The following is a 14,712-nucleotide window of genomic DNA, read 5'->3' as shown; positions in this document are numbered from 1 at the left end:
GCGAGCTCAGGGTCCTGGATTGAAATCGTTTTCGAAATACATCCAGTCAATATGGAACATCGGTCCTTTGAGCTTCTCATTTCTGAAAACCAAATACAGATTGTGGACGCCTGTACCGCCATTTACCGGCAACAGCACTTCTATCCAACCAGTTTTGAGATCGTCCAGATGTCCACCCGGCACGTCGATTTTGCTCAGCAGCTGACCTTCCCGACCATCCTGCCGGAGCTCGATAGTCCCGCCGGCGCCGTGTTCCTGAATGCGCAAACGAATATTCTTAATGTGTGAAAGGTCTATCTGATCGAACCTCGTGTATTTTCCAGTGGTAATATTTGCGATGTAAGAAACATACCCCGTGTTTTGCGTAGCGATAACTACTCCTACATTACCCTCCTGATAATCCTCCATCTGGATTAGTGGATTGCGCAGGACAATATGGCTGGCCGTTTTCTGGGGCTCGATGCCGTTTGCACCGTTGTCGGTGTAGGAGGCCTGCAGAACATAAGCGCCGTCGTTGCCTTTGCCGATATGTTCCGTCAGTTTCATCCGGGCAGAAAGCGGCGTTTGCCCGGCTTTCCGGCTCAGTGAAAGAATGTACCCCGCCAATTCCTTCGCATCCTTTTCGGGCAGGTCTGCGTGTGGAGGCATTGGGTAAGAACCCCAGTTACCGCTTCCGCCGGTAACGATCTTCCGGGCAAGCATATCCCCTGCGCCTGCATTACCCGCGTATTTTTTTGAAATATCCTTCAACGCCGGGCCTATCGACTTGGTTTCCATGGTGTGGCAGGCCTTGCAGTCCAGCGATGCATACAATTTAGCAGTCGCCGCATATGTGATACTCTCTCCTTCCGAGCCCGACAAAGCCCCGGCCAGGTCCTTCCCAAATGCCAGGTAGTTGAACCCCGCATGAATCTTTTCCCGGGGAATTTGCCTGTCTTCTTTGTCCGTAACCTGAATATTGTAGTCAAAAGATGCATTATCCCAATAGAAACTGCGGTTTGCTTTGGTCGTGATCCTGACATCCGGTGGGGTGTTCCCGATCTTGAATTCGGTTGTAGCCGTCCCCTTTCCGCCATTCTGGTCTGTAACAGTCAATACCACATTATAAACGCCTGGTTTGGTAAAAGTATGCTTGATTTCCTCGCCCGGTATCTTTTTCGTCCCGATCTTCCATTCATAACTGAGCTTATCGCCGGCATCGTAGTCCTTCGAACCCTTAGCCGAAAGCACGGCGGTAAATGGCGCGGCAGCAATGGTCTTGCCCGTAGAAACGGCGGCTACCGGATTGCGGTTACCCTCGGCATACTCGATGCGGATAATGCCCGAATCGGTATTGCGGGCAAACCAGTTGGTACCGTAGGCGAGCAGGTAAACGGCTCCGTCGGGAGCGATCTGCATGTCCATCGGTGCAACGACTTTCAGCTGCGGCAGGAACGGCTCCATACTCACGTAATTGCCATTGGCATCCATCGTCACAGCCATGATCCACTTCCTGATCCATTCAAAAATAAACAGCTTGCCATTGTAATACGCGGGAAGCTTGTAGGGTGCATTGGGATACAAATCGCTGTAATATACCGGTCCGGCCATTGCACTCGCGCCGCCCTTGCCTACCAAAGGGTATTTCCGGGAAGGCCACTTCCCGTACCAGATGAAAGCAGGCTGCGCGGCAGGCAACTCGCGAATACCCGTATTGTTCGGTGAGTCGTTGACCGGCTTTTGTGGGTCTTTACCCGGCCCCTCTTTTTTTGTAGCGAAATCATAATCAGGGAATACCTCGTTATCCCCCAGAAAATAGGGATACCCGAAGAAACCCGGCTTACGGGCCTGATTGATCTCGTCATAACTCATTTTGCCTTCACTTCCGGGCACCTCGGTGTCCGGGCCCACATCCCCCCAGTACACATATTTCGTCTTCGGATCGACGGAGATGCGAAACGGGTTTCGCACACCCATGGCATAGATTTCCGGCTTTCCCTGTGAGCCGTCTTTCGGGAAAAGATTACCGTCGGGGATGGTGTACGTGCCGTCCGCTTCCGGCTTAATGCGCAGGATTTTACCCCGGTAATCATTGCTGTTGGCAGTGGCAGCCTGGTCATCCGAGAGCGCGCGGCCGGGACGTTCGTCAATCGGCGTGTGCCCCTCGATTTCCTCGGCATTGGTATTATCACCGATTGAGAGATGTAGTAATCCGCCCGAAAACGTGAGGTAACCCGCCGAATGGCAGCAATATTTACGCTGGGTAGGAACTTCCAAAAGTACTTTTTTCGAGTCCTGAATCAACTTTTGCCCTTTTAGTTCAAAACGGGCCAACTGACTGACGCTCTTCTCGCCGCCTACGCCATAATAGAAGTAAATCCAATTATTATTCTTGAAGTCCGGATCGGCCGCCACGCCGAGCAGCCCATCCTCAATCCCGCTGAATACATTGAACTGCGCGATGGTAGACAGCTCTTTGGTCGTATTGTTGAAATAGCGTACCGCACCTTTCCGCTCGGCGATCACCATATCGTAATTCGGAAGGATCGCCATTTCCATCGGCTCGTCGAGGCCGGAAACGAGCTTGGTGTAAGTAAATCGACTTGAATCGGGGCCGTCGGAAATGCTCGCCATATGCATTGGCACCGGATGCTCGACCTGTCTGAACAAGGGCTTGTCGTGACGTGTAACCGATGCCAGGCAAAGGCCACCGCCCATCAGTAAGCCGATTATAGATTTCAATTTTTTCACAGAAAAAGGGGAATAGGGATTAATGCTTTATTAAAAGGCCGTGAGGTGACTTTTTTAATATTACGCCTTTGAAGAGAATTCATGCAGCCGGTCTGATTATCGAGTGGTCGAATATCTGCCGTTAATTCGGAACGGGCAATTCGTGGCGGAAAAAGTGTTCCCATCCAGGCTCAATGGCTACCGTCAACCTGATTTCGGCAAAATCGGAAACATGATCGCATTCTTTCAGGTATTAAAGAAGATTTCACTGTTCAAGACCAAGTTAAACAAACTTCTCTTTTACGCCGACTTCAATGCATACCGACTGACAGGATATTCCATCACGGGACTGGAATACAGGGCAATACAGTTTGGCCCGGTTCCCTCGCAGTTTCAGAAAATTTATGTAGATCTTTCGGAACAAGGGCATATCAGCATTGAGGAACAATATTTCGGCAATGGCGCTTATGGTGACGAAATCAAGGCAAATATTCCGTTTGATGAAACGCTGTTTTCGCAGCATGAACTGGTAGTCTTGCAATTTGTGGCTAAGCAATATGGTAAACTCTCAACCGATGAGCTTGTGAAACTCAGCCACGAGGAAGCCGGCTGGCATGACAACGCGGAACAAAATGCATTCATCAACTACCGGTATGCATTCCACCTCAATCAAGGGATTGGCTACAATTCCTGACCAAAGTCAGTTTTTCCCACGTCTTTTCGTCATCCGTTACGCTGGTCGTATGCTCCAATTTTGGGTAAGGTTTCACCCAAACCATGACCATGAGCATATTGACGGCCCCGGAGGCCATTTCCGATACAAAACAGGTTTGCTATCACTGCGGCGAGGAGTGCCGCGATGAAGTGCTGCATACCGACGAACACGATTTCTGCTGCGACGGCTGCGTGACGGTTTACAGCCTGCTAAAAGAGCGCGACCTTTGCCAGTATTACGCGATCGACGGTGCGCAGGGCATTTCGCCGGACCCTACGTTTTACAAAGGCAAATACGACCACCTCGATCGGCCTGAAGTATATGAAAAAATGATCGAGTTTACGGACGGGCGCTTGACCACCGTTTACTGGTACCTGCCGAAAATGCATTGCAGCTCGTGTATCTGGCTGCTCGAACACCTTTATCGCCTCAATCCGGCGGTACGGAGCTCGGTGGTGAATTTTCCTGAAAAAAAAGCCAGGATTACGTTTGATACCGGGGCGTTGCGACTGAGCGAATTGGCTGCGCTGCTCACGCGCATCGGGTACGAGCCCTATTTGAGCATGGACGATTTGTCGGGTAAAAAAGCCGGCAAATGGAACCGGACGCGGCTTTACAAAATCGGCATCGCGGGTTTTGCTTTCGGCAATATCATGATGCTGAGCTTTCCCGAGTACTTTCATTTGGGACAAAACGCGTCGGATCAAAATCTTCGGACGCTTTTCGGTATCCTGAACCTCGCATTGAGCTTGCCGGTGTTGTTTTACTGTGCGGCAGATTTCTACAAATCGGCTTGGGCGGCGCTGAAAGGGCGTTACCTGAACATCGATGCGCCCATTGCGCTTGCATTGAGCTGCGTTTTTCTGATCAGCATTTACCAGCTCGCAACACAAACCGGCCCGGGTTACCTCGATTCCTTTGCCGGAGCCGTCTTTTTCATGCTTGTGGGCCGCTATTTTCAAGACAAAACCTACGCCGGCGTTTCGTTTGACCGCGATTACAAATCCTACTTCCCGATCGCCATTTCGGTGATCGAGCATGGTAAGGAAACACGCAAACCCATTACCGGCCTCCAAAAAGGCGACCATATGCTCGTCCGTAACGAGGAGCTCATTCCCGCCGACGCCGTACTGCAAAGCGCGGTTGCGCTGATCGATTACAGCTTCGTGTCGGGAGAGTCGCAGCCGGTTGAGAGGCAAAAAGGGGATACCATTTATGCGGGCGGTAAGCAGAAAGGAGCGGCTATCGAACTGGAAGTGCTTCGGGAAGTATCGCAAAGCTACCTCACCCAACTCTGGAATAATGAAGCATTCACCCATGAGAAGGACGACGCCGGCAAATCACTGGCGGCACGCATTAACCGCTATTTCTCACTGACAGTGTTCGGCATTGCCGCCGTTACTTTTGCGATATGGTTTTTTGTATATAAAAATCCTGAAACCGCCTTCCTCGCATTCACTACCACGCTGCTGGTGGCCTGCCCTTGCGCATTACTGCTTTCGTCTACCTTCACGAACGGCAACTTGCTAAGCGTTTTCAGCCGGAACCGTTTTTACCCTAAAAACGCGCACAGCATCGAACGGCTGGCACATATCGACGTAGTCGTTTTTGATAAAACAGGTACCATTACTTTGCCCGATGACGCGAAAATCGACTTTATAGGTGAACCATCGACGCGTGACGAAATCGTTATGATCAAAACGCTGGTGGAGCAGTCGTCGCACCCGCTCAGCCGGCAGATCACGAAGCATTTGTCCGATGCGCCTATTAGCCGGCGTGTGCTGACCGGCTTTTCTGAAACAAGTGGCAAAGGTATGTCCGCGCAATGGGGTGCAAGAGTGGTAAAGATGGGCTCTGCAAGCTGGACCGGTGCCGCGGGTAGTGACGACGACGATCGGCAGTCGAGCCGGGTGTATGTGGCTATCGACGACGCTGTGAAGGGCTATTTCACGATCCGCAGCAAATACCGGCCGGAACTCGCGGAAACTTTGACTGCATTACGTCGGGCTGGTATCGGCACCTGCCTCCTCTCCGGCGACCGCCCTACCGACCGCGACTTGCTTACTCCGCTTTTCGGAGAGAATGCATTGCTTCTTTTTAACCAAAAACCCGAGGAAAAACTGGATTTTGTGCGAGAACTGCAACGCAAAGGCCGCCATGTACTGATGGTCGGTGACGGACTGAATGACGCCGGTGCTTTACGTCAAAGCGATGTCGGACTGGCCGTTTCGGATGATATCAACAACTTTTCGCCGTCGTGCGACGCCATTGTGGAAGGAAACCGGCTCAACCTGCTACCCGGCTACATTTCCCTCGCGCGGAGCGGACAGCGTATTATCCGGCAGAGTTTCGCTATTTCATTGATCTACAATATCCTGGGACTGTCGTTCGCAGTTACGGGCCACCTGTCGCCGGTGATCGCGGCAATCCTCATGCCCGTCAGTTCTATTACCATCGTGGCATTCACGACCCTTGCCAGCAATGCCGCTGCCCAACGATCTCTTAAAAAACTGACCAATGTCATAAACTGACCATAGCACTCATCATCCTTTACCTGCCATGCCGCAGGTAGTTTTGACCTATCAAAAACACTAATCTGATCCTCATCATGAGCGCATTGTACCTGCTGATCATTGCCAGTCTGCTGGTGGCACTGGGATTCCTGGGCGCATTCATCTGGTCGGTCCGCAAGGGTCACTACGACGACGATTACACGCCCTCCGTACGGATCCTGCTGGACGATTCCGAAAAGCCATAACCGCCAGAAAATGAACTGATTTTCACCACTTATCCTCACTAAGTTATGTCAAACGTTCCCCATCCTACGCTCGCATCCGTTGAGTTGGATGAATTTCAATACGACAACCGCATTGTCCGGGACTTCGCCATCGCGACCATCCTCTTTGGGCTCATCGGCATGCTCGTTGGCTTGCTGGCGGCCATGCAGCTGGTTTTCCCGAACCTGAATTTCGACCTGCCGTTCCTGACATTCAGCCGCATCCGGCCCTTGCATACCAATGCGGTGATTTTCGCATTTGTGGGTAATGGCTTTTTTACGGGGCTTTATTACTCGGTTCCGCGCGTGTTGCGGACGCCCATTTGGAGCCCTGTCCTTAGCCGGTTTCATTTCTGGGCGTGGCAGGCTATCATCCTCGGCGCGGCGATATCCCTGCCCATGGGCTTTACCACTTCCAAAGAATATGCCGAGCTGGAATGGCCTTTCGACATCGCTATCGCGGTGGTGTGGGTTTCTGCATTGGTCAATATCATCATGACTACCATCAATCGCCGCGTGGAGCACATTTATGCCGCAGTTTGGTTCTACATCGCCTCTTTTGTGACCGTTGCTATGCTGCACGTGGTGAACAGCATCGAGCTGCCGATCTCCTTCATGAAAAGCTACTCTGTGTACGCAGGCGTGCAGGACGCACTCGTGCAATGGTGGTACGGGCATAATGCGGTCGCTTTTTTCCTGACAACACCTTACCTGGGTTTGATGTATTACTTTCTGCCCAAAGCAGCCAACCGGCCCATTTATTCTTACCGGCTTTCGATCGTACACTTCTGGGCGCTGATCTTCCTGTATATCTGGGCGGGCCCCCACCATTTGCTCTACACCGCATTGCCCGAATGGGCGCAGACGCTCGGTACCGTATTCTCCGTCATGCTGATTGCACCGTCGTGGGGCGGTATGATGAACGGCCTGATGACGCTGCGCGGTGCATGGGACAAGGTTCGCGAAGATGTGGTGTTGAAATTCATGGTGGTTGCGATTACCGCTTATGGTATGGCCACTTTCGAAGGGCCGATGCTTTCTTTGAAAAATGTAAATGCCATCGCCCACTACACCGACTGGATCGTAGCGCACGTACACGTAGGAGCGCTTGGCTGGAACGGTTTCCTTACATTTGGTATTCTCTACTGGCTGTTCCCACGCCTTTATAACCGCCCGTTGTACTCCACCAAAGCGGCCAACTTCCACTTCTGGATCGGTACGCTGGGTATTATTTTCTATACCATTCCCATGTACTGGGCGGGCTGGGTACAGAGCTCGATGTGGAAAGAGTTTACACAGGAAGGTCTTTTAAAATACCCCAACTTCCTTGAAACCGTAACGGCCCTCAAACCACTGTATTTCCTCCGCGGTGTAGGGGGCTCGTTGTACCTGGTAGGATTTGTGGTGATGATCTATAACCTCTGGATGACGGCCATTAAAGGCAAGTTCGTGGCTACCGAAACCGCCAAAGCCATGCCGTTGAATGCCATCTGGCATCCCGAGAAAAGCGAGTACTGGCACCGCAGGCTCATGGAGCGCAAGCCTTTGGCATTAACCATATTCTCTCTGATAGCCGTGGCAATCGGCGGGATGATCGAAATGATCCCGACGTTCCTGGTCGAATCCAATGTGCCCACCATTGCGAGCGTGAAGCCATACACGCCGCTGGAATTGCAGGGCCGCGATATTTACGTCCGCGAGGGCTGCTACGTGTGCCATACGCAGATGATCCGTCCGTTCAGGTCCGAAATCGAGCGGTTCGGGGAGTATTCTAAGTCGGGGGAATTTGTATATGACCACCCACACCAATGGGGCTCCAAACGCACCGGGCCGGATTTGCACCGGATAGGCGGAAAATACCCCGACTCCTGGCACTACAACCACATGGAAGATCCCATCTCGATGTCGCCCGGCTCCATTATGCCACGTTATGGCTGGCTGCTGGAAGGCGACCTGGATACGACCACAACCAAAGCCAAGATTGAAGCCATGCAGACGCTGGGCGTGCCTTACGAAAAGGGTTACGAATACCAGGCCAATGCCGATCTCGTGAAGCAGGAAAAGGCAATCCAGGAGCGCCTGAAACAAAGCGGCATCAAAACGGCGGCGAATAAAGAGATTATCGCGCTGATTGCCTACATGCAGCGACTTGGTACTGATATCAAAAATTGACTTCTATGAAATTCCGTAACTACCTCGAAACCATAGCGGGAGTGGGCATTTACCCGCTCATTTCCCTCCTGATATTCTTTGCTTTCTTCATCGGCCTGCTCTTTTATGTGTGGGGGTTGGATAAAAGAAAGCTCGACAAAATGCGCAGCATTCCGTTGAATGACGGCGTGGCGAAAAAGACGGTACTATCGCTTCTCTTGCTCGGATGCATTGCATTACCTGCCGCGGCACAGGAAACTACCGAAAAAGTCCGGGCTATTACCGAACTGGACCTTATCCTCTACGTACTACTCGGCGCACTGGTGTTCATCATTATCCAGCTCGCGATCCTGCTCGGTTCGGCGATGAATTTGCTCAACAAAACCGCGCACACTTCCCATAAAGAGCCTACCCACGTTTTCAGCGCGCATTGGTGGAAGAAGTTCAGGGGTATTAGTGTGGCTTTGAAGGATGAGAAAGATATCCTGATCGACGGGCACGACTACGACGGTATCCAGGAGCTCGACAACCGGATGCCCCCCTGGCTGCAATTCCTTTTCTACACCACCGTTTTCATCGCTGTGGTTTACTCGGCCTATTATTTCAGCGGCCTGGGCGATCTGCAAATAGCGGAGCTCGATAAGGAAATAGCCACTGCTGAAGCAGAGAAAAAGGCTTATATGGAGAAAGTAGGTGCGAGCATGGACGAAAACTCCGTGACACTCCTCACAGACAAGGCCGCAGTGGAGGCCGGGATGAAAATCTTTCAGGAAAAATGTACCGCCTGCCACGGAACCGAAGGCGGCGGCTCGGTAGGCCCCAACCTCACCGACACATACTGGCTGCATGGCGGGGGCATTCACAATGTGTTTAAAGTCATTAAATACGGTGTGCCGGAGAAAGGTATGATCTCCTGGGAGAAACAACTCTCCCCTACCGACATCCAGAAAGTCGCGAGCTTCGTGCTTTCACTCAAAGGCACCAAACCGGCGAATGCCAAAGAACCGCAAGGGGAGCTTGTTAGTGAAGAGGCGGTAGCAGAGAAATAGTTGAATCATGAAAACGAGTAACGAAACACGGCCCCTCTACCCTCAGCGCCCAACCGGCAAATGGCATAACCGTCGTGTGGTGTTCAGCATAGCCATCATTGCTTTGCTGTTTGTTACGCCGTTCATCCGGCTCGATGGGCAGCCGCTGGTCTTGCTCAATGTGATTGAAAGGAAGATCATTCTTTTCGGCATTTTCATCGGACCGCAGGATTACTGGCTTTTCGGGCTTACCACACTTTCGTTCTTTGTGTTTATCGTGTTGTTCACGACGGTTTTCGGCCGGTTATGGTGTGGCTGGGCATGCCCGCAGACAGTTTTCATGGAAATGGTGTTCCGTAAAATCGAATATGCAATCGAAGGCGACGCCGGCAAACAAAAATTGCTCGACAAAGCGCCCTGGACATCGGACAAAATCCTGAAAAAGGGTTTGAAATACATCATTTTCCTGATAGTATCCTTTGTCATCGCCAACTTGCTTCTGGCCTACGTACTGGGTACCGACGAGCTTTACAAAATTATTTCCGAGCCTGTTGAAGACCATATCGGCCTGTTTTCCGGCATTGTTATATTCACGGCCATATTCTACTGGAACTTTGCATGGCTGCGCGAACAAGCCTGCACAGTGGTATGCCCGTACGGTCGCCTGCAAAGCGTGCTGCTCGACGGCAACTCAATCAACGTCGCCTACGACCATGTACGCGGAGAGCCACGGGGTAAGCTGCACAAAGGGACCGACCGTACCGAAGGCGACTGCGTCAGCTGCTTTCAATGCGTGGCCGTGTGCCCGACCGGCATTGATATCCGCAATGGCACCCAAATGGAATGCGTGAACTGCACCGCTTGCATGGATGCCTGCGACTCGATCATGGACAAAGTCGGGTTTGAGAGGGGCCTCATCCGCTATACTTCCGAGAATGCGATCGTGCGGAAAACCTCCAAGGTCCTGACGTCCCGCACCTGGGGTTATGCGGCGGTATTGGTACTGCTGTGGTCGGCGTTGGGTTTCGTTGTGGCTACCCGCACCGACACCCAAACGACCCTTTTCCGTGCTCCCGGCAGCCGCTATATCGAGAACAGCGACGGCACGATCAGCAACCTGTACACTTTCAAGATATTCAATAAGACTAACCGCATCATTAAACCCTCCTTACACCTCGACACCCCGCACGGAAAGCTTCTCTTCGCCGGATCACCCGATTTGACGCTCGAAGCCGCGGGGATGTCCGAGGGGACGGTGTTCGTAATCATTCCAAAATCGGAGTTGAAGGGCCGCAAAATGGTACTAAAACTTTCTGTTTCGCAGGGAAACCGGCAGCTGGAAAATTTTGAAACCACCTTCATCGCACCTGAAGAATAATGTATTAACCTATTTTCAAATACTATGAAAATCAATTGGAAAGCATTTATTGCCGCTGTTTACGTCAGTTTTATATCGATGATACTACTGCTCGTGGGAATGAGCGCCGGGCAGAAGATCGATCTGGTGACCGACCATTATTACGAGGAAGAACTGAAATTTCAGGGCAAGATCGACAAGACCCAACGCGCTACCGCATTGGAAGTGCCGCTGTCGTGGAAGATTACTGAAAGCGGTCTGCAAATCCAATACCCCGCAACTTTCGCAGATTCGGCCATTTCAGGCCATATCCGCATGTACTGCCCGTCCGATAACCGTAATGACCGCCAGTTTGCGATCGAAGTAAAAGATAGCCGGCAGACCGTCGCATTGTCGCAAATCCCGGCGGGGCGCTACAAAATTCAGGTCGACTGGACGGGCGGAAACGAAACGTACTGGAACGAAGGCGTGGTCGTGATCGGCAACCAAAACCTTTGACCGATGATCACCGTCCTGCCCTACCTCGCCATTTCAATGGGGCTCATCAGCAGCTTCCATTGCGTGGGCATGTGCGGGCCTATCGCGCTCGCATTACCCGTGCATAAGGGCACGCGCACGCAGCAGATCGCGGGCGTACTTGCCTATAATGCGGGGCGTACACTTACATACGCGACGTTCGGAATAGTTATAGGGACGCTGGGCGCCTCGCTGGCATGGCTTGGTGTGTTGCGCTATGCTTCCATGGGGATAGGCGTGGCAATGCTGCTTTATGTGCTCTGGCCGTCGGGATTGGAGGGCACGCTGCATATGCCTTTGTTCTGGCAAAAAATAGTAGGCCTGCTACGGCAAAAAATGGGTTTACGCCTTAAAAGAACAGATTTGTTCGGCATGCTGACGCTCGGGACGCTCAATGGGGCAGTCCCATGCGGAATGGTATATATGGCCCTGATGAGTTCCGTCGCCACGGGCAGCGCTTGGAGTGGAGGGGCGTTTATGGCGCTTTTCGGGCTTGGTACTATACCGGCCATGCTCGCATTGGGTATTGCCAGGCAACAATTCACCCCGGCATTGCGCACGCGCATTCGCAAACTTACGCCGGTTCTCGTTGCCATAGCGGGCATCTGGCTCGTTGCGCGTGGCATAGCCACTTCCTATCCAAATCCCACCAAATCATCCTCCGGCATTACCATCTGCCGTTAGCAGGCTTGAAAGTCTGTTTTTCACATGACATAAATCATGTTTTTCCCCTCGGCAGGTGGGTAGTTTTGATTAATCATCCAGATTAAAACTTCAACCAATGGACAAGGACCTGCTATTCAAATATAATATTCCGGGGCCACGCTATACCAGCTACCCGACCGTTCCGTACTGGCAGAAAACACCTCCCTCCATCGATAAATGGAAAGAGCTCGTGCAGGATGCATTCACGGTTTCGAACCAGACGGAAGGAATCAGTTTGTACGTCCATCTTCCGTTTTGCGAGAGCCTTTGTACCTATTGCGGCTGCAACACCCGTATCACAATCAACCATGCGGTAGAAAACAAATATATCCAGGCCGTCTTGAAGGAATGGAAAATGTATTGTGCGTTGCTTGGGGAAGAAAAACCGCTGATTCGGGAACTGCATTTGGGCGGTGGTACACCCACTTTTTTCAGTCCGGGGAATCTGGTAAAGCTGGTGAAAGTCTTACTTGAAAATGCCCAGGTGCATACCGACGCCCGTTTTGGCTTCGAGGCACATCCGGGCAATACCACCGACGAGCATTTGGAGGCATTGTATTCCGTTGGTTTCCGCAGGATCAGTATTGGCGTGCAGGATTTCAACCCGGTAGTGCTCGCGATGATCAACCGGCACCAGACTTTTGAACAGGTAAAACACCTGACATTAAAAGCCCGCGAAATAGGCTACACGTCCGTCAACTACGACATCGTATATGGCCTGCCGCAACAGAAGAATTGCTCGATGATGCAGACGATGTTGCGCGTAATTCAGCTCAAACCCGATCGCATTGCATTTTACAGCTACGCCCATGTTCCGTGGATTAAGCCCGGCCAGCGCAGCTATACCGAAAAAGACCTGCCCGATGCCGACCATAAAATCGCCATTTACGAAACCGGCCGCAATGCATTGGAACTGGCCGGCTATGAGGACATTGGCATGGACCATTTCGCCCTCCGGTCCGACGAACTGTACAAAGCCGCTACCCAGAAACGTCTTCACCGGAATTTCATGGGTTACACCGACACCCGCACGCAACTGCTGATCGGCCTCGGCGCATCGTCCATTTCCGACTCGTGGTGGGGTTACGCCCAGAATGAGAAAAAGGTGGAAGATTATTACAAAAAACTCGCTGCCGACGAGCTCCCCGTGTTTCGTGGCCACGAGCTGAGCCGCGAAGACCTCATCATGAGAAAGCATATACTCCGGCTGATGACCTCCTTCGAAACCTCCTGGGCCAGCAGTTCGGAAGTTTGTGCGGAGCTGTATCAGGCACTTGAGAGACTCTCCGAAATGGAGGTCGACGAGTTGGTAGAGCTAGAACCTTTCCGACTGAGGATTACGGAAAAAGGCAAGGCATTTGTGCGCAACGTCTGCATGGCATTCGATGCGCGCCTCTGGGCCGACCTGCCACAGACTACGCTTTTCAGCCAAACAGTTTAATGATAAATTCTTGCGGTCTTCACCTGTGTCCTGTACTTTGGTATGTTTGATACGGATATTTTAATTCATACGCAGGTGATGACACGGCATATTGAAATGCTGGATGCCCTGTTCAAGCACGCGACCGAGGGGATCGTGGTGGTGGACAAACAGGCAAACATTGTAATGCTCAACCCCAAGGCAAAGGAACTTTTTGGCTACACCGATCGCGAGCTGATCGGCAGGAAAGTGGAAACACTGATTCCCCAGCGGTTCAACAAAAACCATGTGGGCTACCGCGACGAGTACCTCGAAGCCCCGCGTGCCCGTGGGATGGGCCATATGATGGACCTGTTTGCCCGGCGCAAGGATGGCAGCGAGTTTCCCGTGGAAGTGAGCCTGAGCCCTTTCAAAACGAGCGACGGCGAGTTTGTCGTGAGTTTTGTCATTGACATTACCGAGCGAAAAAAGCAGGAAAGCCGCATTATCGAGGCCAATCTTGAAATACAAAAATTAAATGCGGAGCTTGAAGAGCGTGTGCAACAGCGAACCGAAGAACTGGCCGCGGCAATCAAGCGCATCGAACAGTCGCAGGAGGAGGTCGTGCGGGCATTAACGAAAGAGCGCGAACTGAACAATATGAAAAGCCAGTTCGTAACCATCGCCTCCCACGAGTTCCGGACGCCGCTCGCTACCATTCTGTCGTCGGCTTCGCTCATAGGCCGGTATTCGCACACGGAGGACGAAGAAAAGCGCCAAAAACACGTCCAGCGCATTAAATCGACGGTTAGCAATCTTACCGAGATCCTGAATGACTTCCTTTCCATCGGGAAGCTGGAAGAAGGCCGCATTCACTGCATACCGGTCCTTACCAATCTTAACGAGTTTTGTAAAAACCTGATTGAAGAGATCCGGGGACTTTGCAAGGAAGGTCAGGAGATGTTTGTAAGCTACGACGGCGAAGCCAATGCCTGGCTCGACAAGCAACTGCTGCGCAACGTGCTTTTCAACTTGCTTTCGAATGCGATCAAGTACTCGGAACCGGGAAAGACGATTTCTCTGAGAGTCAAAAATTGGAGCGGGCTGATCCGCATCGAAGTACAAGACCAGGGTATCGGTATTCCCGAGCAAGACCAGGGGCATATTTTCGACCGGTTTTTCCGTGCCAACAATGCAGGTAACGCGCAAGGTACCGGACTGGGCCTGAATATTGTACAAAACTATATAGAACTCATGGGCGGTACCGTGCGCTTCCACAGCGAAGTCGGGCTGGGCAGCACATTTTTCGTGGAATTGCCCAACCGGGAACCGGCATCCGTTAAACTCTAACCCTGA

The 14,712-nt window shown here is 52.0% G+C and carries 11 protein-coding genes; 10 read left to right on the top strand and 1 reads right to left on the bottom strand.

Annotated features, from left to right (window positions below):
* Positions 1-6: 6 nt before the first annotated feature.
* Complete coding sequence (locus tag ACTJJJ_RS16975; protein ID WP_440702437.1) at positions 7-2,721, bottom strand: PQQ-dependent sugar dehydrogenase; 2,715 nt, start codon at positions 2,719-2,721, stop codon at positions 7-9.
* A gap of 220 nt (positions 2,722-2,941) precedes the next feature.
* Here ACTJJJ_RS16975 and ACTJJJ_RS16970 point away from each other — a divergent pair, with 220 nt between their 5' ends.
* From ACTJJJ_RS16970 to ACTJJJ_RS16925, 10 genes are all read left to right on the top strand, one after another.
* Positions 2,942-3,403: a Panacea domain-containing protein gene (locus tag ACTJJJ_RS16970; protein WP_440702436.1), complete on the top strand. Its 462-nt coding sequence runs from the start codon at positions 2,942-2,944 to the stop codon at positions 3,401-3,403.
* Between the two features lie 89 nt (positions 3,404-3,492).
* Positions 3,493-5,955 carry a heavy metal translocating P-type ATPase gene (locus tag ACTJJJ_RS16965; RefSeq protein ID WP_440702435.1) on the top strand — a complete coding sequence of 821 codons (2,463 nt, stop codon included), beginning with the start codon at positions 3,493-3,495 and terminating at the stop codon, positions 5,953-5,955.
* A 77-nt stretch (positions 5,956-6,032) separates the two neighbouring features.
* Positions 6,033-6,182, top strand: a complete 150-nt coding sequence (gene ccoS, locus ACTJJJ_RS16960) for a cbb3-type cytochrome oxidase assembly protein CcoS (RefSeq protein WP_106596734.1) — start codon at positions 6,033-6,035, stop codon at positions 6,180-6,182.
* A gap of 45 nt (positions 6,183-6,227) precedes the next feature.
* The gene (gene ccoN / locus ACTJJJ_RS16955; protein WP_440702434.1) at positions 6,228-8,372 is read left to right on the top strand and encodes a cytochrome-c oxidase, cbb3-type subunit I; all 2,145 of its coding nucleotides are present in this window, start codon (positions 6,228-6,230) and stop codon (positions 8,370-8,372) included.
* A 5-nt stretch (positions 8,373-8,377) separates the two neighbouring features.
* Positions 8,378-9,400, top strand: coding sequence for a cbb3-type cytochrome c oxidase N-terminal domain-containing protein (locus tag ACTJJJ_RS16950; protein ID WP_440702433.1), 1,023 nt, complete (start codon positions 8,378-8,380; stop codon positions 9,398-9,400).
* 7 nt (positions 9,401-9,407) lie between these two features.
* Complete coding sequence (gene ccoG, locus ACTJJJ_RS16945) at positions 9,408-10,757, top strand: cytochrome c oxidase accessory protein CcoG (protein ID WP_440702432.1); 1,350 nt, start codon at positions 9,408-9,410, stop codon at positions 10,755-10,757.
* Positions 10,758-10,781: 24 nt separating this feature from the next.
* Complete coding sequence (locus ACTJJJ_RS16940) at positions 10,782-11,234, top strand: FixH family protein (protein ID WP_440702431.1); 453 nt, start codon at positions 10,782-10,784, stop codon at positions 11,232-11,234.
* Between the two features lie 3 nt (positions 11,235-11,237).
* Positions 11,238-11,936, top strand: coding sequence for a sulfite exporter TauE/SafE family protein (locus ACTJJJ_RS16935; RefSeq protein WP_440702430.1), 699 nt, complete (start codon positions 11,238-11,240; stop codon positions 11,934-11,936).
* A 97-nt stretch (positions 11,937-12,033) separates the two neighbouring features.
* Positions 12,034-13,398, top strand: coding sequence for an oxygen-independent coproporphyrinogen III oxidase (gene hemN / locus ACTJJJ_RS16930; protein WP_440702429.1), 1,365 nt, complete (start codon positions 12,034-12,036; stop codon positions 13,396-13,398).
* Between the two features lie 78 nt (positions 13,399-13,476).
* On the top strand, positions 13,477-14,706 hold the full coding sequence (locus ACTJJJ_RS16925; RefSeq protein WP_229222305.1) for a PAS domain-containing sensor histidine kinase: 1,230 nt from the start codon (positions 13,477-13,479) through the stop codon (positions 14,704-14,706).
* Positions 14,707-14,712: the final 6 nt, after the last annotated feature.

It is taken from the genome of Dyadobacter sp. 22481 (genome assembly GCF_052044875.1).
Lineage (GTDB): Bacteria > Bacteroidota > Bacteroidia > Cytophagales > Spirosomataceae > Dyadobacter > Dyadobacter endophyticus.
Note: the sequence above shows the minus strand (reverse complement) of the source record. Positions and strands in the feature narration are given on the sequence as shown.